We start from the raw sequence: 23,627 nt of genomic DNA, 5'->3' as shown, positions 1-23,627 counted from the left end.
AGCTGTTTTTTCTTGAGCAAGAAGCATCTAGATGCCTGATAAGATCGCACTCACCAAAATCATCGACATTAGGTAGCTGATCATCATGAAGTTTCTTCGTAGATTTTTCGACGCAATCAAGCAGATGGCAAAGCGTGGCGTATACGGCGGAGACCTCATTTATCAAATCGATATATCTCATAACCAAAGTCGCCGTGGTCTCGTCCAGTTAATAAGGCTGCCCAATTTCACCTACACCGGACGCATTCGGCTGCACCTCAATGAGGCTTCCATGATATACGGGATTTCTCTCATGGAGTTAAAAGATTTATCTCAGGAGATTGTGAAAGCGCTCGACGCCGTCGAAAAAGACCGGGCTTTAATGGCTGCAAAGAAGACTGAGAGCAACTCTACCAGCAATTTTTGAGAAAACCGAAACTGTTCAACCTCAGCGATTGGCATGCTTCGTTTGCACAGCGCACTATCTCAACGATTTGCGTTGCATCGAAAGAACGTACGCTATCGAGAAGGTCAGCTTGCTGGTCCCCTACTTGATCTCGTCTTGTCCCGATCCGAACCGAAGTTAGCCTTGATATTTCATTGCTCAATTTTGTTATACATCGTCCTTATCTTGCTTTTGACACCGCGATTTCAGACCATCATCAAACAAAACGCCGAGATTGAAAGTTCAGTCTCGGGGTTTCTGATTCTACTCAATACTATTTGAGCCTTAGAAGAAGCCTTTGTGCTGCCACCAGCCACCATTGCGGGGCTTGGGCTCTTCGCCATCGGGGTTTTTGTTCTCAGGAAGAGGTCATCACCGAACTCTTCCGTGTTCAGACAGAAAATCCAAGACCGCTTTGATGCGTGAGGGAAGCGGACCTCCTTCCCCTACATAGACGCCGTAGAAGACTTCTTTGTCTCCAGTGTTGCAGTGAGACAATAGAGGAACAAGTCGTCCGGCCAAGACGTCGTCGCGGATCGTGAACTCGGCCAGCATCGCCAGGCCAGCACCTGTAACAGCCAGTCGTCTCACGCCTTCTCCATCGCTGATCTGGAGACTTCCGGTCACAGGTATCACGACGGCGTCATCATTTTCGCGCAGCCTCCAGCCCGGCTCTGACCGAACATAGCTAAACCCCAGTAAGTTGTGGTTTTGCAAGTCAGCGACTTCGAGTGGTTTGCCGTATTTTTCGAGATAAGATGGGGCCGCCACGATTGTCAGAGCAGTTTCTCCGAGCTTACGAGCAATCAGGCTGGACGTTTTCAGAGGTCCTGTCCGAATGGCTATGTCGGTACGTTCAGCCAGTAGATCAACCAGCATATCCGTGAGCGAGATGTCCAGCGTCACAGCAGGATAAAGCTCCATGAATTGCGGTAGTACGGGTGCCAGTATGTGATTGAAATAGGAAGCGCTGGTGCTGATGCGCACACGACCGGCTGGTTGCTCACCCTGGCTTGCTCTTTGCTCCGCTTCGGTGACATCTGCAAGGATGCGCTTCGCGGCCTCGTAAAAGGTGCACCCCTCAGGTGTCAGTTGAAATTGTCGGGTCGAGCGATTGAACAGTCTGGTCCTAAGTCTGGCTTCGAGACGTGCGATCAACTTGCTTACGGCTGAGGGCGTTAAACGCACTTGCCTCGCTGCAGCAGAAAACCCACCCGCCTCTATGACGGCGACGAACACTTCCATCTCGGTAAAGCGATTGATCTCGTGCCGGGCCATGATGACTTCATATCACAAGTGAGGTTCCTTTCGGCGGTCTATTTCATTTTTGGCATACTGTCTAGAAATGATGGTGTTTTCAGAAAGGAAGGCGATATGGAGTATCGATCACTTGGAAGGTCCGGGCTGAAAGTGCCTGTATTGAGCTTTGGCGCAGGTACGTTAGGTGGGGCCGGGCCGTTGTTCAGCAATTGGGGTAACTCGGACGCAAATGAGGCTCGACGTCTTGTCGATATTTGTCTGGATGCAGGCGTCAATCTTTTCGATACGGCTGATGTATACTCCAACGGCGCCTCGGAGGAGGTTCTCGGAGAGGCGGTCAAAAACCGCAGGGACAGAGTTCTTATCTCGACCAAAACCAGCCTTCCCATGGGAGATGGCCCGAACGACGCCGGCTCTTCTCGCCTTAGATTGTTGCGCTCCGTTGATGATGCGTTGAAACGTCTTCAGACGGATTACATCGATCTGCTACAGCTTCACGCCTTCGATGCCGCCACACCTGTCGAGGAGGTTTTATCGACGCTCGACACGTTGGTACGCTCGGGAAAAGTTCGATATATCGGCGTGTCGAATTTTTCTGGCTGGCAGATTATGAAATCGCTTGCGGTGGCTGACCGTTACGGCTGGCCGAGATACGTCGCCAACCAGGTGTATTATTCGCTCGTGGGCCGAGATTACGAGTGGGATCTTATGCCGCTTGGAAAAGATCAGGGACTGGGAGCCATTGTCTGGAGCCCTCTCGGGTGGGGTCGATTGACCGGGAAAATAAGGCGCGGCGCGCCGTTGCCCGAAACAAGCCGTTTGCATGCCACGGCGAGTTTCGGTCCACCGGTTGAGGAGGAATACATGTACCGTGTTATAGATGTGCTTGAAACGATCGCGAGCGAAACGGCAAAGACAGTGCCGCAAGTCGCACTCAATTGGCTGCTCAGTCGCCCGACCGTATCGTCTGTGATCATTGGTGCCAGAAACGAAGTTCAACTCAGGGAGAATCTCGGCGCGGTTGGTTGGAGCCTCACCAGTGACCAGATTGCAGCTCTCGATCAAGCCAGTGCCGTGTCGGCTCCCTATCCCCATTTTCCCTATCGGAACCAGGAAGGTTTTGCGCGGCTCGATCCTCCTCTTGTCGGCTGAACGACCAAGGCGTGTGCACCTTGGTCTTGTTTTTGAAAAAAGAGGAGACGGGGTGTTCAAGCGGTGTGTTAAACCCCAAAGCCCCGGGGTTTAACGCTCCAACGACGATGCCTCATTTCTGGCGGGTCACCGCTCCGATCGTGTTGACGAGGATGCGGGACGCGGTCAGTGCGGATAATCCGTCGATATCGGCGGGTGGATAAAATTCGACGAGGTTGAACCCTGCAATTTTTGCCCGAGTGGTCACCCCAGTAATCAGGTCGATGATCTGTGTATAGGTCAGGCCACCGGGCGTTCTTGCCGCGACGCCGGGCATGATGCTGGGATCGATGCTATCGCAGTCGAGCGTGATGACGACTTGGGCGCCGTCCGGGACGTGACGAAGGGCAGCGGTCACACCAAGGGCGTGAACCTCACGCGCTGTTACAAAGTGGCTTCCATAGTTTCTTGCAGCATCGACATCGGCTTTTCGCGCGCTACCAACACTTCGAAGTCCGACCTGCACCATGCCGGCCACATGCGCCATTTCACTCGCTCGGCGCATGGCACTCGAATATCCGTAGCGTTCTCCCTGAACCTCGTCACGCCAGTCGATATGCGCGTCGATCTGTAAGACCCAGACCGGTCCAGCTGTCTCGAAAGCGGCAAGAAAGGGATAGGTCACGGAGCAATCGCCACCGATGAGGATTGGAACAGCGCTCAAGGCTAGGATTTCTCGCGTCTTTGCTTTTATGCGCTGTCGATTGCCTTCATTGTCATGCATCGCAGTTTCGATGTTGCCAATATCGACGCAATTTATCGGACCGTCATTAAAGAGCGGGCCACCGAGATCGAAATCCCAGTGCTCGATCAACGAGGCGTCCTCCTGGCTTGCCGCTCTGATCTGATCGGCCGCTGTTTCATGACCACTGCTGCCTTGATCCGGATAGGCGCTGCCATGGGCTGCGCCGAAGATAACCATGCGTGCGGGTTTGCCGTCAGCGAGTTGCGGAGGGAACCCGAGAAATGAATGTGCAGCGCTCATTCTGTGACCAATCCTGTTCGAGATGTCGCCGATGCGGCGATGATGTCCCGCGACGAATAAGGTATCAAAGCGTGGGAGCAAATCTCGATGATCGCGACACGCGCCCACCGTTATCTTCGAACAGAAAATGAAAAAACCCCGAGACTGGAAATCCAATCTCGGGGCTTTTTAGTTTAATCGCTGCAATTCAAGGCTTAAAAGAAGCCCTTGCGTTGCCACCAGCCGCCCTTGCGGGGCTTTGGCTCTTCGCCATCGGTGCTGTCGTTCTTGCCGGATGAGGTCACGACCGGTTCGGACGAGGAGACATTATCGCCACGGTTGGCGCGGATCGGCTTTGCAGCCTCGTCCGTTTCCTCTTGCGCCGTTTCGACAGCAGGTTCAGGAGCCTGCGGAGCAGGTGCTGGCGCTGCTGGAGCTTCGGCAACTGGCGCGTCCTGCGGGGCAGGGGCAGTTTCGGCAGCAGGTGCCTCAGCGGCCGGTGCTTCTGTCTCGACCTTGGCCTCGACAGCCTCCTCGGCCTTTTCCTTGGCCTTGCGCGTGCGACGCGGCTTCTTCGGCTTTTCGGCTTCGTCAACCTCAGGCGCTTCGGCCTCGGCAGCATCTACCGCCGCCGTTACAGGCTCAACGCCTTCGACTCCAGCGGTGGCTTCGTTCTCCTCAACGCCGTCATCGGCATCGGCCTGATCGCTATCGCCATTTTCGGCGTCCAGCAAGTTACCGTTTTCGTCGCGGTTGCGACGGCCGCCACGCTTGCCACGGCGACGGCGCTTGCGCTTGCCTTCGTCCTGACCGCCGTTTTCGCCTTCGCTACGGGTTTCTGCGGCATCAGCCTGATCTTCGGTGGCGTCGTCGCCATCCTCATCATCGCCTTCAGCCGATGCGTCGTCACTGGCATCCGCCTGAACGTCGCCATTCTGACCATTGCCCTTGCCGCGACGACGGCGACGACGCTTGCGCTTGCGCTTTCCGTCTTCACTGTTTTCAGCCTGGGGCTGCCGTGGCTCGGCGCTTTGCACCTTTGCTACGACTTCCTCTTCGTCTTCTTCCTCCTCGGCTTCGATGACGATATCGTCTTCGTCTTCCTCGAAAGTCGGAAGAGCCTGTAGGAGGTTTTCGATTTTTACCGGGTTTTCAACGGCTTCGCCGCGATCGATGGCGAAGTGCTGTGCACCGACGCTGGCATCCGCCGCGATGATGATCGAGACGCCGAAGCGCTCTTCATAATCGACGATCGTGCCGCGCTTGTGGTTGAGCAGGTAGAGCGCCGTCTCAGGCGTCGTGCGCACTGTGATGTTGTGGGTCGTATTTCGCAACAGATATTCCTCGACACCACGCAGAACGTGGAGCGCGATGGAGGATTCCGAGCGAACATGGCCCGTGCCGCCGCAATGCGAGCAGATCTGAGTGGTGGATTCGAGAACCGAAGCGCGGATGCGCTGGCGCGACATTTCCAGAAGACCGAAATGCGAGATACGGCCAACCTGAATGCGGGCGCGGTCGTTCTTGAGGCAGTCCTTCAGCTTCTTTTCGACGGCGCGATTGTTGCGCTTTTCTTCCATGTCGATGAAGTCGATGACGACCAGACCGGCAAGGTCACGCAGGCGAAGCTGACGAGCAACTTCTTCCGCAGCCTCAAGATTGGTCGCAAGTGCCGTCTCTTCGATCGAGTGTTCGCGCGTCGAGCGACCGGAGTTGACGTCGATCGAAACCAGGGCTTCCGTCTGGTTGATGATCAGATAGCCACCGGACTTCAGCGTGACCTGCGGCTGAAGCATGCGGTCGAGCTGCGCTTCGATACCGGAGCGTGAGAAGATCGGATGAATATCGCGATAAGGCTGAACCACCTTGGCATGGCTCGGCATCAGCATCTTCATGAAGTCTTTCGCTTCACGATAGCCTTCCTCACCGGAAACGATGATCTCGCTGATGTCCTTGTTATAGAGATCGCGGATCGAGCGCTTGATCAGCGAGCCTTCCTCGTAAACGAGGCAAGGGGCTGTGGAGTTCAGCGTCAGCGTGCGGACGTTCTCCCACAAGCGCATCAGATATTCGAAGTCGCGCTTGATTTCGACGCGGGTGCGGTTAGCACCGGCGGTGCGCAGAATAACGCCCATGCCGTTCGGCACTTCGAGATCGCGGGCGATCTCCTTCAGGCGCTTGCGGTCTGCAGGCTGGGTGATCTTGCGGGAAATACCGCCGCCCCGTGCCGTGTTCGGCATGAGAACAGAGTAACGTCCGGCGAGGGACAGGTAAGTCGTCAGCGCCGCACCCTTGTTGCCGCGTTCTTCCTTGGCAACCTGCACCAGCAGGATCTGGCGACGCTTGATGACTTCCTGAATGCGGTACTGCTTGCGCGGCTTGCGCATGGCGCGGTCTGGAACTTCTTCCATCGCGTCTTCCGCGCCGACCGACTCGATCACTTCTTTCTCGTGATGATCGTCGTCATCATCATCGTCATCGTCGCCAACGCGTTCGACGTCCTCGGAAATCGTGTCGGTGTCGACCATGGCCGCCATTTCGCCGCCCTTGGAGCCATCCTCATCGGAGGCTTCATCGGCAGACGCCTCAGTCGAAGCCTCTTCAGCATCGGTCTTCTTCTTTGCACGGGGACGGCGCGTGCGCTTCTTCGGCTTTTCTTCTTCCGCAGGCTGCTCTCCGGCAACCACTTCTTCCGTAATGGCGACGGTTTCCTCGAAGGCTACGACCTCTTCGGAGGCAACTGGTTCTTCAGCCTTCTCCTCGGACGCTGCCACGATGCCGATATCCGGCTGGTCAGCCTTGGAAAGATCGATGGTGGGTTCATTAGGCGCGTCAGCCGGTTCGAAGTCATCGCCACGGCGATGCTCTTCGGCTTCCGCCTTTAGAAGTGCCTGACGGTCGGCCAGCGGGATCTGGTAATAGTCGGGGTGAATTTCGGCGAAGGCCAGAAATCCATGACGATTGCCGCCGTAATCCACGAACGCTGCCTGAAGCGACGGTTCGACGCGTGTCACTTTCGCCAGATAGATATTGCCGCGTATCTGTTTCTTATGTTCGGATTCGAAATCGAATTCTTCAATGCGATTTCCACGAACTACGACTACGCGCGTCTCCTCTTCGTGGGAGGCGTCGATAAGCATTTTGTCTGCCATGTAAGCTGTGCTCCTCGGCGCAGCCTTGTCATATACGAGAATAGGCCTGCCGCGGGGACAGGCCTTTCATCTTTTTCCAAGGGTGTGCCGGAAATGAAGTGTTCCGCCCGACGCATGTAAACTGGCAGCATCCGGACAACGTGCAAGGCGAGGTGCCTGCTCCCTGTATCCGGTTCATATGAAAGCTGCTGCAACGACATCATTGGCCAAGCGAGAACGACTATAATAAATAGACTCCTGGGAGTCCGATGAAAATGCTCTCCTCAGAGCGATCAGTGGCATGCCACCGGGTATGTCTCCGGCCACAGCCGGATTGATCCAGTTTCAGGATAAAAATGAAGCGACGGCAGATGATTGCCCGAAATTCAGCGCCAGAGTCATTCTCGATTGGCAGCCGGCGGGAATCTATCCCGTCAACATTTTTAACCCTCAATCTTGTTGTATGGTTTCTCCGTCATAATAGCAATAGGCAGGCTAAATATGTCATATCATTGATGGAATTTCGCGGTTAAGAAATGCTTCATCAAGGCTTGCGAATGTTGCAGCCGAGCGCGAATAAGGCCATCTTCATCAGGGGAAGACGGCGATTTTGGCTGAGAAGCCGATGATGTTCGCGCTAAACGACATAAAACTCAAAAGATATTGGCGACGATGAAAATTCAGGCGCGGGCGGCAGGGACATCAAAAAGGCGATCTTTGTTTTCGCGAATCACGCGTTATGCGCGTGCCGTGTTTCCAATCCTGCTTCTTGCTGTTGTCGCAGGCGAGGAGGCGCAGGCCGCGCCAGCATTCGTTGCGAACGCAGCACGTATCATCGGCGATGAGGCACGCACGCGTATCGTGCTCGATTTCAACGCAGAACCTGAATTTGAGGTCCACTATCTCGATTCGCCAGCGCGGATCGTGGTGGACTTGCCAGCTGTGAGCTTCGCATTTCCTGCCAAGGATCTGAAGGCGACCGGGCTTTTCAGCGACGTCCGCTTCGGCAGCATGGGTGAGGGCAGTGCGCGTCTGGTGCTGACCGCAAAGAAGCCGGTTCAGGTTGCCGTTGCCAAGGTGCAGCCGGAGGAGGGTGGCAAGGTCTTCCGCTTCATTCTCGATACCGAAATCGCTTCGAAACAGAAATTCGCCGATCTGTTGAAAAACCAGGATTGGCAGGCGCTCGCACCAGCGACGACTGCATCCGTTACGCCCGATATCATCCCGACATCACCGCACCAGTCGGACTTTGTCATTGCCGTAGACGCTGGCCATGGCGGTATCGATGCAGGTGCCAAGGGCGGGGTCAGCGGCACGGATGAAAAGGTCATCACGCTGTCCTTCGCCAAGCAGTTGACCGACCGTCTCAACCGTTTACCTGGCATCAAAGCCTTTCTGACGCGGGATGACGACACATTCCTGGCTCTTTCCGAACGTGTCACGATTGCGCGCCAACACAGCGCCAATCTCTTTATTTCCGTCCATGCGGACACGCTGAGCCAGAAAGGCATAAGGGGCGCGACGGTTTATACGATTTCAGACCGCGCATCGGACCGCATGGCGCAGAACCTTGCGGAGCGTGAAAACCTCTCCGACCAGATCGCCGGTGTGACCGTCTCCAATGCGCAGCCGGAAGTCGCCGATATCCTGCTCGATCTGACGCGACGTGAGACCCAGGCTTTCTCGGTGACGCTTGCGGAAAACATCGTTTCCTCCTTCGAGGGGCAGGTTGGGCTGATCAACAATCCGCACCGCTACGCCGGGTTTCAGGTGTTGCGCGCCCATGATGTGCCGTCGGTGCTGTTGGAACTTGGCTTTCTCTCCAACCCAGAGGATGAAAAGCTGCTTCTGGATGAAAGCTGGCGCGACAAGGTGGCTGAACGTTTGGCCGATGCGGTGACCAAGTATCGCGCCCAGGCTCTTGCCAATGGCGGCTGAGCCGTTACGCGCTGTGACGCTTTTGCGACGGTCGTCGAAAAGCGGAGCAACTTGACCGCCCCGCATTCGCATTTGATGGGCAAAGCCCTATTTTACTCACATTCAACGCGTTACTCGGGGTCAGGATTCGGCAGCAAAGCGGGACTCGCTTGCGATTGCGCGAACACGATCTCTCGATAACATGAGCGGGAATGCTTAATCCCCGACTTGTCATCGGTTAAGCGGTGTGCAAAACGGCACGCTACATGTAAAATTGCGCGCCTACGGGCAGGCGCAAAGTGCGATTCGAAGTATCGGTAGCCTCATATGATCAGACTTATTGGATATTTCTTCGGCTTGGCGAGCACACTTTTTCTCGTGGTCGCGGCTGGCGTTGCCCTTTACCTGGTAACGATCACGAAGGATCTGCCTGATTATGCGGTTCTGAACAGCTACGAGCCGCCGGTCACGACCCGCGTTCACGCCGGTAATGGCGCGCTGATGACCGAATATGCCGAACAGCGCCGACTGTTCCTGCCGATCCAGGCTATCCCGGATCGCGTCAAGGCCGCTTTCCTTTCAGCAGAAGACAAGAACTTCTATCAGCATCCCGGTATCGACGTGACCGGCTTTGCACGTGCGGCTCTTGCCTATGTGACCGGTGGACCGACGCAGGGTGGCTCGACCATCACGCAGCAGGTGGCGAAGAACTTCCTGCTTACCAACGAGCAGACGATGGAGCGCAAGGCGAAGGAAGCCATCCTTTCCTTCCGTATCGAGCAGGCTTACAGCAAGGACAAGATCCTTGAACTCTACCTCAACGAAATCTTTTTCGGCCTGAACTCCTACGGTATTGCCAGCGCCTCGCTGACCTATTTCAACAAGTCCGTGACTGAGTTGACCATTGCCGAGACGGCTTATCTCGCGGCTCTGCCAAAAGGCCCGGCCAACTATCATCCATTCCGCCGCGAAAAAGCCGCTGTCGAGCGCCGCAACTGGGTGATCGACCGCATGGCCGAGAATGGCTACATCACGAAAGCGGATGCCGAGGAAGCCAAGCAGCAGCCCCTGGGTGTGAACGTTCGCCGCGGTGGCCCACAGCTTGCCGGTTCGGACTATTTCGCTGAAGAAGTGCGTCGTCAGATCGTCGACCAGTTCGGCGCAGACAAGCTGCTCAAGGGCGGCCTTTCGGTACGCACCTCGTTCGACCCTGAAATCCAGATGGAAGCGCGTAAAGCGCTACAGGATGGTCTCATCGATTATGATGAGCGTCGCGGTTTCCATGGCCCGGTCGAGCAGATCGACATCAATGGCGATTGGGCTGCGGCTCTTTCCAAGTTGAAGCCCTTGCGCGACGTACCAGAATGGCGACTGGCCGTGGTGCTGGCCGCAACGGCAGATGGCGTCGATATCGGTCTTCGCCCGGACGCGGACAGCGACGTTGCCGATAAAAATGCGCGCGGCCGGATCAAGCCGGAAGACATGAAATGGGCTTATCGCGATTCCAAGGGTCAGCGCAGCACGGCCAAGTCTCCGGCTGGCGTGCTGAAGGCCGGCGACGTCGTCTATGTGGAGAAGGTCTCCGGCCAGGGTGATTCCTATCGTCTTCGCCAGCCGCCGAAAGTGCAGGGCGGCATGGTGGTGATGGATCCACATACTGGCCGTGTTCTTGCGATCGTCGGCGGTTTCTCCTACGCGCAATCGGAATTCAATCGTGCGACGCAGGCCATGCGTCAGCCTGGCTCGTCTTTCAAGCCATTCATTTACGCGGCAGCGCTGGACAATGGTTACACTCCGGCATCGGTCGTCATGGATGCACCGCTCGAAGTTGTGTCCGGCGGTGAAGTCTGGCGGCCACAAAACTACGGCGGCGAGGTCGCAGGTCCGTCTACACTGCGTCTCGGCATCGAAAAATCCCGCAACCTGATGACGGTTCGTCTGGCGCAGGACATGGGCATGAACCTGGTGGCGGAATATGCCGACAGCTTCGGTATCTACGACAAGATGCCCCCTCTGCTCGCCATGTCGCTGGGTTCAGGCGAGACCACCGTCATGCGCATGGTTTCGGCCTATTCCGTGATTGCCAATGGCGGCAAGCAGATCAAGCCGACTGTGATCGACCGTATTCAGGACCGCTACGGCAAGACGATCTTCCGCCATGAGGATCGCGCCTGCGATGGCTGTAATGCGACGGTATGGCAGAACCAGAATGAGCCGACGATCATCGACAAGCGCGAGCAGGTTCTCGACCCGATGACGGCCTATCAGGTTACCTCCATGATGGAAGGCGTCGTGCAGCGCGGTACGGCTGCCGGCAAGATCAAGGTCGATCTTCCCGTCGCTGGCAAGACCGGCACCACCAATGATGAAAAAGACGCCTGGTTCGTCGGTTACACGCCGGATCTCGTGGCAGGACTTTACATCGGCTTTGACAGCCCGGCACCTCTCGGCCGTGGTGGTACAGGTGGTTCTCTTGCCGCGCCGATCTTTGGTGAGTTCATCTCCCAGGCCGCAAAGCATCTGCCGCACAGCAAGTTCATCGTGCCCAATGGCATGAATTTCATTGCCGTCAATCGCAAGACGGGCATGGCGGCCATGCAGGGTGAGCCCGATACGATCATGGAAGCCTTCAAGCCCGGTACGGGTCCTGCCTCCACCTTCGACGTGATCGGCATGGATGGCAACATGTCGCAGGAAGAGATCCTGAGGGAATCGCCACAGGCACATCAAGCCATCACTGGCGGCGGTGGCGGTCTCTACTAATTCAAATCAACGCATGGCGAGGGGCGCGGGTCTTTACATCCGCGCCCCTCGCATTTATTCACCCAAGCAGTTTTCAAGAAGGCGAAGAATCTGCGAAATGCGCAATGAAATCGTAAACGTAGTCGACGAAATCAAGCAGGCCATAAGCCTGCTGAGGAGGCATCTTTGACTGGGACCAGGCGATAAGACGACTGGACTGGTTGAATAACAAGGCAGAGGATCCGACCCTCTGGAACGATGCAGGCGAAGCGCAGAAGCTGATGCGCGAACGCCAGCAACTGGATGAATCCATCACGGGCGTCAGAACGCTCGAGCAGCAGGTCAACGATAATATCGAGTTGATCGAGATGGGTGAGGCCGAAGGCGACGAGGACATCGTGCGCGAGGCCGAAGAGGCACTGAAGGCGCTGCGCAGCGAAGCAAACCGCCGCCAGGTGGAGGCCATGCTTTCGGGCGAAGCCGATTCCAACGACACCTATGTCGAAGTGCATTCAGGCGCCGGTGGTACGGAAAGCCAGGACTGGGCCAGCATGCTCTTGCGTATGTATACGCGCTGGGCTGAGCGTCAGGGCTTCAAGGTGGAAGTCCTTGAAGTGCATGATGGCGAAGAAGCGGGCATCAAGTCGGCAACCATTCTGGTCAAGGGCCACAATGCCTTTGGTTGGATGAAGACCGAATCCGGCGTTCACCGCCTCGTTCGTATCTCGCCCTATGACAGCAATGCGCGTCGTCACACGTCGTTCTCCTCCATCTGGGTCTATCCCGTCGTGGACGACTCGATCCAGATCGACATCAATGAGAGCGATTGCCGCATCGATACCTATCGTTCGTCGGGTGCCGGTGGACAGCACGTCAACACGACCGACTCGGCTGTGCGTATTACCCATATTCCGACGGGTATTGCGGTTGCCTGTCAGCAGGAGCGCTCACAGCACAAGAACCGCGCCAAGGCGTGGGAAATGCTGCGCTCTCGCCTCTACGAGGTGGAGTTGCAGAAGCGCGAAGAGGCTGCCAATGCGCAGGCCGCGTCAAAGACGGATATCGGCTGGGGTCATCAGATCCGCTCTTATGTTCTGCAGCCATATCAGCTGGTCAAGGACCTGCGTACAGGCGTGGAAAGCACCTCGCCCAGCAGCGTCCTCGACGGTGATCTGAACGAGTTCATGGAGGCAGCCCTTGCACACCGCATCAGCGGTGGGGCGGGCGTGGAAGTTTCCGACATCGATTGATGGTTGTTGAGTTGGTTTCGATATCAGAACCTTCCGTGGCGCTGGCTGCGGGAGGGTTTTCTTTGTGGCAAAGCGAAGCCGAGGGAGAATGCGGTGAAACAGGCGCTCTACATTGTCGATGTGCAGCCGAGCTTCCATCCGCCGTCACGTCTCGTTGAAGAGATCGCAAGGCTCGCAACGACAATGCCGAGCGTTGCGAGCGTCGAGCGGCATGATGAGAGCATCACACCGTTTGAGCGGCAACTGGGATGGACGCCCGGCAAGCATGACGAGTCGCTTGTGGCCGCAGACCGTATCTTCATCAAATATGGCTATGCGCCGCCGAAGGAAGCCGTCGATTACCTTCTGGCGCTACAACTCGATCGTGTTCTTGTCTGCGGGATACAGGCCGATACCTGCGTGCTCGCGGCCGGTTTTTCCTTCTTCGATGCGGGGCTGTCTCCCACGCTGCTTCCATGGTTGACGGTCGGCTCCAGTCTTGACCGAACGGGCGCGCTGGGTGCGCGCTTGTGGAAGCATCACTTTGGTGCGGTGCTGAGTGGGCCAGACGAGATTTGATCTTAAAGCGTGTCGCGATCTTTCAGATTCGCTTATACGCTTTAGGTCCTTGTTATCGCATGTCGTTATCGCAAAACCGCTGCACACTTTTGCGCTGACCATGCTTTAGGAAGCAACGGCCAAGGCGCGTCCTGATGGTCTTGCCAAGCCGGAGCTGAAGATACACTGAGGAACGACGTCCTTCGTTTAGTTTGACGCCTTCTCGATTTTCATGTCGCCCAACTCATCGATCAGAATCGTCCAGGCGTCCGGCTCCTTCTGCGCCGGGTCGGTCTTGAGATGGACTGTCACAAAGAGACCGGGAAGACTTGAGGCGCCGGCGGAACTTTCAGGGCGGATGTCGGTCACATATGCCTTCATCTGCGTGAATTCTTCAAGCTCGAGTGTCTCGACAAGGGCAGGGCCATTTGCGGTGTAGGCGATCTGCTGCAGATAAATTTTCGCGGTCCCATCCGGTTGGCGCATGGCGACGACCTTGTAATAGCCGCGCGTCGGTTCTGGACGCGAGGCCGCGCCTTTGTCTGTCGTCTGAGGAGACTTTGCCGTGTCCTCCGCGGCTTCGCGCTCCCACATGCCGCTGCTGGCGACGAAGATGGTGGAGACAGGCAGGGCATCGATGCCGGGGATGTCGGCGAAGGCCTGACCGAAGCCGCCAAGCAGAAGGGCTGCTGCGAAAAGAGCTTTCATGGTCCTGTCCCTCATCAGTTGGTGAACTGTTCGGCGAGAATTCGGTCGGACCAGGAGCGATCCGGATCTGAGAGAATTCTGGCCGTCCTGTCCTGTGAAAGCGCGATCTTGACGCTGCGAACGGACTTTACTTCGCGGTGGTCGGCAACAGCGTTTACCGGACGCTTTTCGCTTTCTTGAACGTGAATATCGACCGTCACCTTATTGGGGAGCAGTGCACCGCGCCAGCGTCGTGGACGGAAGGGGCTGACAGGGGTGAGAGCGAGCAGCGGGGATTCGAGCGGCAGGATTGGGCCGTGGGCGGAAAAGTTGTAAGCGGTTGAGCCGGCGGGCGTCGCCACCATCACACCATCGCAGATCAGCTCTTCCAGCCGGGTCTTGCCATCGATATCGACGCGAAGCTTCGCTGCCTGATGGGACTGACGGAAGAGGCTCACCTCGTTCATGGCAAGGGCGGAGACTTCGTTGCCGTCCTCATCCACTGTCGTCATTCTAAGCGGATGGAAATCATTGCCGGTGGCCACGGCAATGCGCTCATGCAGCCGTCCCACCCGGTAATCGTTCATCAGGAAACCGACGGAGCCGCGGTTCATGCCGTAGACCCGCTTTCCCAGGTTCATCGTCTCATTCAAGACCTGAAGCATGAAGCCATCGCCGCCGAGTGCCACGATCACATCCGCGTCGTCGAATGAGGCATTGCCATATTCGCGGATCAGCTCTTCTCTCGCTGCCTGCGCGTGGTCCGCGGAAGAGGCGACAAAGGAAATGTTATGTACTGAACGCGACATGCCGCCATCCTGATTGATGATCTCTGGTACATGAAGAGACATGTGATGGACAAGCTCTTTCAAGGTCCAATCGACCATTCGCCATCCTGAAGGGTGCCAGTCTCGGCAATGGTGCGCGGCTCACTCTCGTCCGATTCGCAATCTCGCCTTAATTATTAACAACCGGGCGTCGAAGACCGGAACAAAAGCAAACTCTCTCCGTTCTTTCAGCACAATGGAGATCGTAACATGACGTCACAAGGTACTTCTGGTCGCCGCAGAATTCTTGAGGCCGCAAACAAGGCCTCCATTACCACATACAAACCCATTATCGTCCCTCTTACAGGTACCTATGTGGCGATGATCTTTCGCAGAGACCTCAAGATTGCGTCTAAACTGGCAAAAAGTTAGTCGAAACCGGGCGTGACCTTACGCTGCCAATGACTGGTAGCCGGAACGCCGTAGAGATAGCGAAGGAGAATGACATGAAGAAAGTTCTCATTATCGCCGCTGCGATGGTCGTTTCCGCAGGCGCAGCGTTTGCAGAATGCGCAAAGAGCATCGAAACGACGGCTGGCGCACCCGGCGTTGATCGGGAGTTCAAAACGGCAAGTATTGCTCCGCCGACTGAGCCTGCTCAAAAACCCGTTCTTGTTTTGAGAAAAACAGACAGGCTACCAGGCAATATGGAAACCGCCATTGTTGCCTCTCCAGAAAGCGCGCTGGCGCGAATGCAGTGAAGCAGCAGCGTGTTGCGCAGTTTATTCCCGCGTTGGGAGATACTCGACGCGGGCTCTTGTGTGAAGGGCAGTTGTTGTTAGACGCGCCTTTTGTGTGCTTTGTGCGCCGCTGCCGACAGCACCAGACGCCGCCGTCCTATTTAGCGCACAACAGTGCCTTTATTGTCCGTGTCTTATCACCGCTCAGGAATCAAGCCTGAGCGATAGCTGTCGGCCGCCATTCTTTTTCAAAATATAGAGCGGCTTGGACATCATCTCTGTCTTGCGGCGCAAATCACGGCGTCGCTCTTCAGCGCGCTCTCTCAAATTTCTGGATTGCGCAACAAGAGCCAGTGCCTGCTCAATGGATCTCTCTGACGTCGTCATCATGGACCTCCTGTTTGTTCCCTTTATGTTCTCATTCCGAGCCAGGAATGTCAAGGGATTCCGATTCGCCGACCTGAACTGCCGGAGGCGTCATGAATTACCGCAATGATTGGGTCGTGGCTTTTCGGAGCGCGCACTGATCGCAAGGCTGCCGTACAGCGGTGGGGATTCGATCGATAAAAAAGAAAAGGTCCGGCGTGGCCGGACCTTTGATCTTTCACACTGCAACTTTCCGTTTCAGGAGAGGGCTCGGTCTTCTGTGAAGCTGTCTTCGGACAGGCGACCGCTTGCAAGTGCAACGATAGCAAGAACTGCGTGTTGACGATCCCAGCCAGCACTTTCGGCAACCTCAAGCAGTCCATTGATGGATGGCTCAAGGGCGAACTGGCATTCCGCCTGGTAATCCATAGTGTCGATCTTGAGCGACGGTGGATTGATCAAAGCGCGCATACAGCACTCCATTCTGGCGCATATCCCTCTCCCCAATATGGGGACATGCGTGAAATTCACAAGCTTTGAAACTCAACGTCGTGACGACGTCAAGCGATTTCAAGCCACGAATCCCCCAGCGCTGCGGAGATTCTTTTATATTAGAGGTTCTGTCAACCGCAGGAGACTCGTTATGCGTCGCTTCTGCTTTGGCGAAAGGGACGCTTTCGCCAGATGAGGAGGGCCATAACATAGAGCGCAAAGGTGACAAACCACACGAGCGGGAAGGCTAGAAAAATGGCGGCATATCCGCATCCGCCGTCAAAGCAGGTTCCAAAGGTGGCGGTTTGCACCACGGTCCTTGCCACAAAGAAGGAAACGAATCCGGTCCCCGCAACGCCTGACAGCAACAACACGATATTGGTAAACAGTCTCATGCTGGGAGAGTATGAATAAGAATGAGACGTCTTTGCGGACATCACGTAATAAGCTGCGGTCTGGTTGATGATTTCATCGACCACGTTCTCACTCTATCAGCGCCTGACGAAACACGTCGTTCTTCAGGAGGCCTTCACTAAGTGCGACGGCGCTCTGCTGGCGAGGTTGCTGCTGATCCCAGCCGATTGCGTTTTGCTGACGAAAGCCGAGGTTCGATCTTAAAAACATATGATTCGAATATTGGTTTGTCAGCTCAGGCGATTTCCGGCAATTTCCTAAACGTCGTCAGCGTGGCGAACAGGGACTTTCGTCATAGGAGTGCTAACATCTTCTCAGTCTCCAATACGATCGGGATGTAAGCGTTACGGTGATTCTATGTTGAAGCTTATGGCATCGCTCTTTGAACCGTTGTGTTTTCATCACGGCGAAACGAAAGTCCCCAGCAGTTAGAGGATGGCAGTTGTGCTGTCATCTTGAACGATACGATATCTGCCTTCGGGCGAGTTCTCACTTGGTCTACCGTCCGATGACCATGTTGGCTGCGAACAGACCATCGGCCGCATTTTGTATTAAGCCGAGGGACACTCGTCTTTTTTGATGCGCAGGGGAGAACGCGGAGAGAATCGCGCGAGCAGAAACTGTTCGCAACGCACCAAAAAATTCATCTCATTTATTGAAAGATTTTACGTAATCCTCTGCAACATCAGACGTTTGCAGAGAGAGATTGGTGGGTGATGTAGGGCTCGAACCTACGACCCGCTGATTAAGAGTCAGCTGCTCTACCAACTGAGCTAATCACCCGACCGGCACCGTGTGGCGGTGTGAGGGGGCGTATAAAGGGGTTCATTTCCCTTGTCTAGCGCCAATGATGAAATATTCCGATTTTTCTTTAGAGGAGGACGCCGTTTTCAGAAAAAAGCCCGGAAATCCGGGCTTCTTTCGTCAAAGATTTTTTTCGGCGACCTAGCGTCTTATCGCTCGCGCCACGGCGATCAAGATGCAGGCACCGATGAAGCCTGCAATCAGATATCCAATCCAGCCGCCCAAAACGATTCCGAACACCGACAGGATGGCGTTGGCGATGACCGCGCCCACGATCCCGAGAATGATGTTCATCAAAACACCCATATTGCTCTTCATGAACTGCTCTGCGAGCCAACCGGCGATGCCACCGATGATAATTGCTGCGAGCCAACCGATACCTGCAGATTCCATGATTACCCTCCATCTATGGACACTAATTGCTTGTGCACTCTTTAATGATTGAAACTGGAAGAGGTTCCATGGCTTACGCATGGTGTGGCTGTTGAATTGCCTTATACGGCATTTATCTAGGCCAAAGGATTCGGCAGGAGCAGAAGGGTATTTGTGATGACGTTATCGATGAGTGAGAACAAGTGGCTTCGTTCTCTCCTTCTCCTTCCCTTTATATGTGTGCTGTTGTCGTCTTTCGCCTTCGCGCAGCAAGACCCGGCCCAAGCGCCGGCCGCTGCAACCATGCCGGTGGTGGAGCGGTCGACGAAGGAACTCGATACGTACAAAGCCACTCTTGCCGATATCACTCGTCAACTGGAGGATGGAGCGAGAGACGACACCCGGCTCGTCGATCTTAAGGGCAAGTCGGACGATCTGTCGGCTTCCGTGAACAGCATCGTTTCCACGCTTCGCGGGCGGCTTGATGAAATCAACGCCCGTATCACCTCGCTCGGTGAACCGCCGAAAGAGGGCGCGCCACCGGAAGCCAGCGTGGTGACTGACGAGCGCAACAGGCTGAATTCCGAAAAGTCGCAGATCAACGCCGTGCTTGGCGATGCCGAGGCTGTTGCCGGTCGCGCCACAGCCTTGTCGAACAACATCACCTCCATTCGCCGCGCGCTGTTTGCCGCAACGCTGTTCAAGCGGACAGAGATTTCACTGCCTGTTCTGGCCGAAGCGGGCAGGGAGTTTATCGACGAGGTGTCGACGCTCAGCAGCTCTTTCACGGGCTGGTCGGTCTTTGTCTGGAACTACAAGCGGCTCTCCATGTTCGGCGCCGTCTCTCTGTCGGTTCTGGCGGCCCTTCTGTTCCTCGTGGGCGGATACCGCCTTCTCGGACACCGCATGGAGCGCCGCGCCTTCTCGGGCGAACCGTCCTATCTCCGCCGCTTATCCGTCGCCTTCTGGTCGACGACGGTGCAATCCATGTCGGTCTTCCTCTTCATGGTGACCTCGGGCTTCTTTCTGGATAATTTCGGCGTCTTGCGACCCGATATAGCGCCGATCGTTTATGTGGCGATGTCGGTTATTGCGTTTGTCTACTTTGTTTCGCGACTGACCTACGCGATCTTCGCGCCGACGCAGCCGGAATGGCGTCTTCTGCACGTCTCAAATAGCGGCGCGCATACCATCTCGTCGGCCATGCTTGTCATGGCGATCGTCAACGGCCTGGATTACCTGTTCAGTACGATCAGTGAAACACTCAATTCACCGCTGATTTTGACGGTTGCGAAAAGCTTCGTGGCCTCGATCATCATCGGCGTCATTCTCTTTGCCTTGTCGTTCCTCAAGCCCGTTATCGGGGAGGGTGAGGATGCCGAGAGCGGTCACAAGCGCATGCCGCGCTGGCTTGCTATTCTGCTGCGTGTGGGCGGCCTGTTGCTCATTGGCGCTTGCCTCACGGGCTATGTGGGGCTCGCACGCTTCCTCGCCACTCAGATCGTTGCAACGGGCGCTGTGGTGGCCACCGTCTATATCGGCATTTTGTCCGGCAAAGCGATCTCGCGTCAGGGCGCCTTCGGTGAAACGCTGGCGGGTCGTTATCTCGGACGCCGCTTTGGGCTTGGAGCAGTGGCGCTCGATCAGGCCGGTCTTGTCGCTGGTCTCGGTATCTACGTCATCGCATTGGCCTTTGGCATACCGCTGGTTCTGTTCTCCTGGGGCTTTCAACCGGGCGACATAGAGAACTGGGCCTTCAGCCTGCTGACGGGTTTCAAGGTCGGCAATACGTCGATTTCGCTCATCAGCATTTTTACTGGTATCGTGGTCTTCATCGTCGGTTATGCGGTGACGCGCTGGTTCCAGAAGTGGCTCGACCGCAACGTGATGGCGCGCGGCCAAGTCGATGCCGGCGTTCGAAATTCGGTCGGCACGGGTTATCGGCTATCTCGGGATTGTCGTTGCCGCCATTTTCGGTATCTCGTCGGCGGGTCTCGATCTTTCCAGCCTCGCGCTCGTCGCCTCGGCCTTGTCGGTCGGTATCGGTTTCGGCCTGCAAAACATCGTCTCGAACTTCGTCTCTGGCCTCATTCTTCTCGTCGAGCGACCATTCAAGGTGGGTGACTGGGTGGTGACGGGTACGGTTGAGGGTACCGTCAAGCGGCTGTCCGTGCGCGCGACCGAGATCGAGACCTTCCGCGGCCAATCGATCATCGTGCCGAATTCGGAGTTCATCAATTCGTCCGTCGGTAACTGGACGCATCGAAACCGCATCCAGCGCGCTGAAATTCCGGTGTCGGTTGCCTATGAAACCGATCCGCAGAAGGTGATGGATATCCTGCTGGAACTGGTGAAGAAGCAGACGCCGGTCTTGAGAAATCCGGAGCCGCATGTGGAATTTCTGCGCTTCGGTGATTTCTCGCTCGATTTCGAGCTTCGCTTTCACCTCGCCGATTTGTCTCATGGGCTGACTGTCAAAAACAGCCTGCGCATGGAAATTTTGAAGCGCTTCCGGGAGGAGGGCATCAGCATCCCGATGCCACAGCGGAATCTGAACATTCACATGGAAGGCGAGACAAACCCGCAGATCCTGGCGGCGCTTCTATCGGAAGAGGGCGACAAGGCTATCGTCTCTCATACCGGTGCGGCAACTGCTCCGAAACAAGAGGCGCTGAAGCCCGAGGTTTCCAGGCCGCAGGCGGAGGAAGAAAAGCCTGCAGAGGCAAAGGCTGAGGAGCCGAAATCGTCAGCCGCGAAGCCGCGGAAATGAGCATTCTCGCATCTTGAAAATCGTCAAAAGGCTCGCCGTCGCGGCGAGCCTTTTGCATGTCGTAATCAGGCGTTTGGGCGACGATGCGACATTGCATAGTCTGCGCCATAGGTTCGGAAAAAGCCGCGTTCATGCGGATGACATGCCTCAAGGGGAACTATGACTATGAAGACACATGCGCGGGCGGTGGTTATCGGTGGCGGCGTTGTCGGCGTTTCGACGCTCTACCATCTTGCCAAAAAAGGCTGGACCGATTCTGTTCTGATCGAGCGCAAGGAACTGACATCCGGCTCCACGTGGCACGCCGCTGGCCTGCTTCCGCTGTTCAATATGAGCTATTCGGTGGGCCAGATCCACAAATACTCGGTCAAGTTCTACGAAGAGCTGCAGCAGGAAACCGGCATGAATGTCGGCTTCTCCAAGGTTTCCAACATTCGTCTCGCCCGCACCAAGGACCGCTGGGACGAATATATGTATTACACCGGCATCGCTGAAACGATCGGCGTCAACGTCAAGCTTCTGACGCCGGAAGAGGTGAAGGAAGTCTGGCCGCTCTGTGAGACCGACGGTCTGCTCGGCGCCATCCAGCATCCGGACGATGGCTATATCCAGCCGGCGGATCTGACCCAGGCACTGGCAAAGGGCGCGCGCGACAAGGGTGCGACGATCTACAGAAACACCACCGTCACCGCCATCGAGCAGACCGAAGACGGTCACTGGAAGGTGACGACGGACAAGGGCGAAATCATCGCCGAGCACGTCATCTCCTGTACCGGTTCGTTTGCCCGCAAGACGGGCGAAATGGTCGGCATCAATATTCCGGTCATCCCTGTCGAGCATCAGTACATCGTCAGCGAGCCGCATCCCGACATTCTGGAGCGCCGCAAGCAGGGGCTGCCGGAAATGGGCGTTCTGCGCGAGTCGGACAGTGCCTGGTACATGCGCGAAGAAGCCGGCGGCCTGATCCTCGGACCTTACGAAGTGGGCGCGCCCGTCTGTTATGTCGACGGCCCGTCGGCCGACAGCGAATACGAACTCTTCCAGGAAGAGCTCGACCGTTTGATGCCGCACATCGAAAGCGCCATCGCGCGCGTTCCGGCCTTCGGTGAAGTCGGCATCAAGAAGGTCTATAACGGCGCGATCGCCTACACGCCGGATGGCAACCCGATCGTCGGGCCCGCTCCAGGCCTCAAGAATTTCTGGCTGAACGAAGGTCACTCCTTCGGTATTACCGCAGCAGGCGGTGCCGGCTGGCAGCTGGCGGAATGGATCGTCGATGGCGAGCCGACGCTCGACCTCACCGGTGTCGATCCGCGTCGCTTCGGCCCCTATGCGACCGAAGGTTATCTGATTGCCAAGAACGAAGAAGCCTATGCCAACGTCTTCACCATGCACTATCCAGATGAGGAGCGGTCTGCCGCCCGTCCGCTGAAGACGACGCCGATCTATGACCGCCTGAAGAAGCTGGGTGGCGTCTTCGGCTCCGTCTATGGTTGGGAGCGTGCCAACTGGTATGCACCGGAGGGGTATGCACTGAAGGAAGAAGAGCTTGGCGTCGGTGCCGATGTCATCACCAATCACAATCACGCGCCGCCGCTGGAAGACGGCCGCATCGTGGAAAAGTGGTCCTTCCGTCGCTCGAATTATTTTGAGCATGTCGGCAACGAGGTGAAGAACGTCAACCAGAATGTCGGCGTTCTCGATATGTCGGCCTTTGCCAAGATGGAAGTGTCCGGCCCTGGCGCACGCGCCTGGCTCGAATCCATTCTTGCCAATGCCATTCCGAAGAAGCGTGGCCGCATCGCGCTAACGCATCTTCTGACGCCGAATGGCGGCGTGAAGGCCGAGTTCACCGTCTATGAATGGGCACCGGGCCGCTTCTATCTGGTTTCTGCCGGTGGCCTGGAATCTGTCGATCATGACACGCTGCGCCGCCTTGCGCCAACCGATGGCTCCGTCACTCTCCAACCGATCACGCAGAAATACGGCGTTCTGGCTCTGGCCGGTCCGAAGTCGCGAGACGTGCTGAAGAAGCTGACGCGCACCAGCCTTGAGAACAAGGACTTCCCATGGCTGACCGCCAAGGAAATCTCTGTTGGCGTTGCGACAGCCCATGCACTGCGTGTCAACTTCGTCGGCGAACTCGGTTGGGAGCTGCATCACCCGATCGAAATGCAAAACTACATCTTCGATCGTCTGATGGAAGCCGGTGCCGAGTTCGGTATCAAGCCCTTCGGCATTCGCGCCATGGTCTCCATGTCGCTGGAGAAATCCTATCGCAATATGGGTCGCGAACTCTCGGTCGAGTACAATGCCTACTCGTCTGGTCTCGACCGCTTCATCAAGCCTGAGAAGCAGTTCATCGGTCGCGATGCGGTTGTGGCTGGCAAGGAAAAGGGTCTGCCGTGGATCTTCTCTACGCTGATCGTTAGCGGTAACACCACTGTCGATGCGCGTGGTTCGGAAGCTATTCTGAACGATGCGGGCGAGGTTGTCGGTCGCGCAACGAGTGGCGGCTTCGGCTGGCGTATCGGCAAGTCCGTTGCACTGGCGATGCTCGCTCCCGACTACGCAACGATCGGCACCAAGCTGAAGATCAAGATCCTTGGCGATCTCTACGATGCGGAAGTTGTGGGCGAAAGCCCGTTCGATCCCGACAACGCGGTGCTGCGCGCGTAACGCGACACGGCTTTTCCGAAAAAGAGAGGGCCCCGTGGATACGGAGCCCTTTTTCTTTTGGGAGAGATGCCGACATTTCCTGCGTGGTGCTTGGCCTAACGACAAAGATGAACGCCGGGG

At 56.4% G+C, this 23,627-nt stretch carries 16 protein-coding genes, 1 tRNA gene and 1 pseudogene; 9 read left to right on the top strand and 9 right to left on the bottom strand.

Annotated elements, in window-relative coordinates; genetic code table 11:
* Window positions 1-85 precede the first annotated feature (85 nt).
* The gene (locus QE435_RS21590) at window positions 86-406 is read left to right on the top strand and encodes a hypothetical protein (RefSeq protein WP_349042618.1); all 321 of its coding nucleotides are present in this window, start codon (window positions 86-88) and stop codon (window positions 404-406) included.
* A gap of 390 nt (window positions 407-796) precedes the next feature.
* Here QE435_RS21590 and QE435_RS21585 read toward each other — a convergent pair whose 3' ends face one another.
* Entirely contained in the window at window positions 797-1,702 is a 906-nt protein-coding gene (locus tag QE435_RS21585) for a LysR family transcriptional regulator (protein ID WP_349042617.1), read from the bottom strand.
* A 96-nt stretch (window positions 1,703-1,798) separates the two neighbouring features.
* Here QE435_RS21585 and QE435_RS21580 point away from each other — a divergent pair, with 96 nt between their 5' ends.
* Window positions 1,799-2,836 carry an aldo/keto reductase gene (locus QE435_RS21580; protein WP_349042928.1) on the top strand — a complete coding sequence of 346 codons (1,038 nt, stop codon included), beginning with the start codon at window positions 1,799-1,801 and terminating at the stop codon, window positions 2,834-2,836.
* A 112-nt stretch (window positions 2,837-2,948) separates the two neighbouring features.
* On the opposite strand, the gene QE435_RS21575 is transcribed toward QE435_RS21580, so the two are convergent.
* Both QE435_RS21575 and QE435_RS21570 read right to left on the bottom strand, forming a co-directional pair.
* The gene (locus QE435_RS21575; RefSeq protein ID WP_349042616.1) at window positions 2,949-3,860 is read right to left on the bottom strand and encodes an agmatinase; all 912 of its coding nucleotides are present in this window, start codon (window positions 3,858-3,860) and stop codon (window positions 2,949-2,951) included.
* A gap of 194 nt (window positions 3,861-4,054) precedes the next feature.
* Window positions 4,055-6,991, bottom strand: coding sequence for an Rne/Rng family ribonuclease (locus QE435_RS21570; RefSeq protein ID WP_349042615.1), 2,937 nt, complete (start codon window positions 6,989-6,991; stop codon window positions 4,055-4,057).
* Window positions 6,992-7,642: 651 nt separating this feature from the next.
* Between QE435_RS21570 and QE435_RS21565 the strand changes: the two genes are divergently transcribed.
* The 4 genes from QE435_RS21565 to QE435_RS21550 all read left to right on the top strand — a co-directional run bounded on the left by QE435_RS21565 (window position 7,643) and on the right by QE435_RS21550 (window position 13,437).
* On the top strand, window positions 7,643-8,908 hold the full coding sequence (locus QE435_RS21565) for an N-acetylmuramoyl-L-alanine amidase (protein ID WP_349042614.1): 1,266 nt from the start codon (window positions 7,643-7,645) through the stop codon (window positions 8,906-8,908).
* 306 nt (window positions 8,909-9,214) lie between these two features.
* Window positions 9,215-11,650, top strand: a complete 2,436-nt coding sequence (locus QE435_RS21560) for a penicillin-binding protein 1A (RefSeq protein ID WP_349042613.1) — start codon at window positions 9,215-9,217, stop codon at window positions 11,648-11,650.
* A gap of 97 nt (window positions 11,651-11,747) precedes the next feature.
* Window positions 11,748-12,879 (top strand): peptide chain release factor 2 gene (gene prfB / locus QE435_RS21555; RefSeq protein WP_306933073.1). Its coding sequence is split into 2 segments (ribosomal slippage): window positions 11,748-11,816 and window positions 11,818-12,879, totalling 1,131 coding nucleotides; the frame shifts between segments, so codons are not numbered across the junction.
* 93 nt (window positions 12,880-12,972) lie between these two features.
* On the top strand, window positions 12,973-13,437 hold the full coding sequence (locus QE435_RS21550) for a cysteine hydrolase family protein (protein WP_349042612.1): 465 nt from the start codon (window positions 12,973-12,975) through the stop codon (window positions 13,435-13,437).
* 186 nt (window positions 13,438-13,623) lie between these two features.
* Here QE435_RS21550 and QE435_RS21545 read toward each other — a convergent pair whose 3' ends face one another.
* On the bottom strand, window positions 13,624-14,124 hold the full coding sequence (locus tag QE435_RS21545) for a hypothetical protein (RefSeq protein WP_349042611.1): 501 nt from the start codon (window positions 14,122-14,124) through the stop codon (window positions 13,624-13,626).
* A gap of 14 nt (window positions 14,125-14,138) precedes the next feature.
* Window positions 14,139-14,912, bottom strand: coding sequence for an NAD kinase (locus tag QE435_RS21540; protein ID WP_306934830.1), 774 nt, complete (start codon window positions 14,910-14,912; stop codon window positions 14,139-14,141).
* Window positions 14,913-15,376: 464 nt separating this feature from the next.
* Between QE435_RS21540 and QE435_RS21535 the strand changes: the two genes are divergently transcribed.
* The gene (locus QE435_RS21535; RefSeq protein ID WP_306933068.1) at window positions 15,377-15,631 is read left to right on the top strand and encodes a hypothetical protein; all 255 of its coding nucleotides are present in this window, start codon (window positions 15,377-15,379) and stop codon (window positions 15,629-15,631) included.
* Between the two features lie 603 nt (window positions 15,632-16,234).
* Here the strand turns inward: QE435_RS21535 and QE435_RS21530 are convergent.
* The 4 genes from QE435_RS21530 to QE435_RS21515 form a co-directional block, all read right to left on the bottom strand.
* Window positions 16,235-16,447, bottom strand: coding sequence for a hypothetical protein (locus QE435_RS21530; protein WP_349042610.1), 213 nt, complete (start codon window positions 16,445-16,447; stop codon window positions 16,235-16,237).
* A gap of 170 nt (window positions 16,448-16,617) precedes the next feature.
* Window positions 16,618-16,947: a hypothetical protein gene (locus QE435_RS21525; RefSeq protein WP_349042609.1), complete on the bottom strand. Its 330-nt coding sequence runs from the start codon at window positions 16,945-16,947 to the stop codon at window positions 16,618-16,620.
* 642 nt (window positions 16,948-17,589) lie between these two features.
* Window positions 17,590-17,665 (bottom strand) — tRNA-Lys (locus QE435_RS21520).
* A 162-nt stretch (window positions 17,666-17,827) separates the two neighbouring features.
* Window positions 17,828-18,079 (bottom strand): GlsB/YeaQ/YmgE family stress response membrane protein, encoded by a 252-nt coding sequence (locus QE435_RS21515; protein WP_062427424.1) that lies wholly within the window; start codon window positions 18,077-18,079, stop codon window positions 17,828-17,830.
* A gap of 282 nt (window positions 18,080-18,361) precedes the next feature.
* Here QE435_RS21515 and QE435_RS21510 point away from each other — a divergent pair.
* Window positions 18,362-20,828: pseudogene (locus tag QE435_RS21510) on the top strand (mechanosensitive ion channel family protein).
* 165 nt (window positions 20,829-20,993) lie between these two features.
* On the top strand, window positions 20,994-23,507 hold the full coding sequence (locus QE435_RS21505; RefSeq protein ID WP_349042927.1) for an FAD-dependent oxidoreductase: 2,514 nt from the start codon (window positions 20,994-20,996) through the stop codon (window positions 23,505-23,507).
* Window positions 23,508-23,627: the final 120 nt, after the last annotated feature.

This window comes from Agrobacterium sp. SORGH_AS 787, assembly GCF_030819035.1.
GTDB classification, from domain to species: Bacteria; Pseudomonadota; Alphaproteobacteria; order Rhizobiales; family Rhizobiaceae; genus Agrobacterium; species Agrobacterium larrymoorei_B.
Note: the sequence above shows the minus strand (reverse complement) of the source record. Positions and strands in the feature narration are given on the sequence as shown.

Excerpts from the sequence above, each read along its gene's own strand:
- QE435_RS21560 (WP_349042613.1), top strand. The coding sequence starts at position 9,215 with ATGATCAGACTTATTGGATATTTCTTCGGCTTGGCGAGCACACTTTTT.
- QE435_RS21535 (WP_306933068.1), top strand. The coding sequence starts at position 15,377 with ATGAAGAAAGTTCTCATTATCGCCGCTGCGATGGTCGTTTCCGCAGGC.
- QE435_RS21530 (WP_349042610.1), bottom strand. The coding sequence starts at position 16,447 with ATGCGCGCTTTGATCAATCCACCGTCGCTCAAGATCGACACTATGGAT.
- QE435_RS21570 (WP_349042615.1), bottom strand. The coding sequence starts at position 6,991 with ATGGCAGACAAAATGCTTATCGACGCCTCCCACGAAGAGGAGACGCGC.
- QE435_RS21565 (WP_349042614.1), top strand. The coding sequence starts at position 7,643 with ATGAAAATTCAGGCGCGGGCGGCAGGGACATCAAAAAGGCGATCTTTG.
- QE435_RS21590 (WP_349042618.1), top strand. The coding sequence starts at position 86 with ATGAAGTTTCTTCGTAGATTTTTCGACGCAATCAAGCAGATGGCAAAG.
- QE435_RS21540 (WP_306934830.1), bottom strand. The coding sequence starts at position 14,912 with ATGTCGCGTTCAGTACATAACATTTCCTTTGTCGCCTCTTCCGCGGAC.
- QE435_RS21545 (WP_349042611.1), bottom strand. The coding sequence starts at position 14,124 with ATGAAAGCTCTTTTCGCAGCAGCCCTTCTGCTTGGCGGCTTCGGTCAG.
- QE435_RS21505 (WP_349042927.1), top strand. The coding sequence starts at position 20,994 with ATGAAGACACATGCGCGGGCGGTGGTTATCGGTGGCGGCGTTGTCGGC.
- QE435_RS21575 (WP_349042616.1), bottom strand. The coding sequence starts at position 3,860 with ATGAGCGCTGCACATTCATTTCTCGGGTTCCCTCCGCAACTCGCTGAC.
- QE435_RS21585 (WP_349042617.1), bottom strand. The coding sequence starts at position 1,702 with ATGGCCCGGCACGAGATCAATCGCTTTACCGAGATGGAAGTGTTCGTC.
- QE435_RS21580 (WP_349042928.1), top strand. The coding sequence starts at position 1,799 with ATGGAGTATCGATCACTTGGAAGGTCCGGGCTGAAAGTGCCTGTATTG.
- QE435_RS21515 (WP_062427424.1), bottom strand. The coding sequence starts at position 18,079 with ATGGAATCTGCAGGTATCGGTTGGCTCGCAGCAATTATCATCGGTGGC.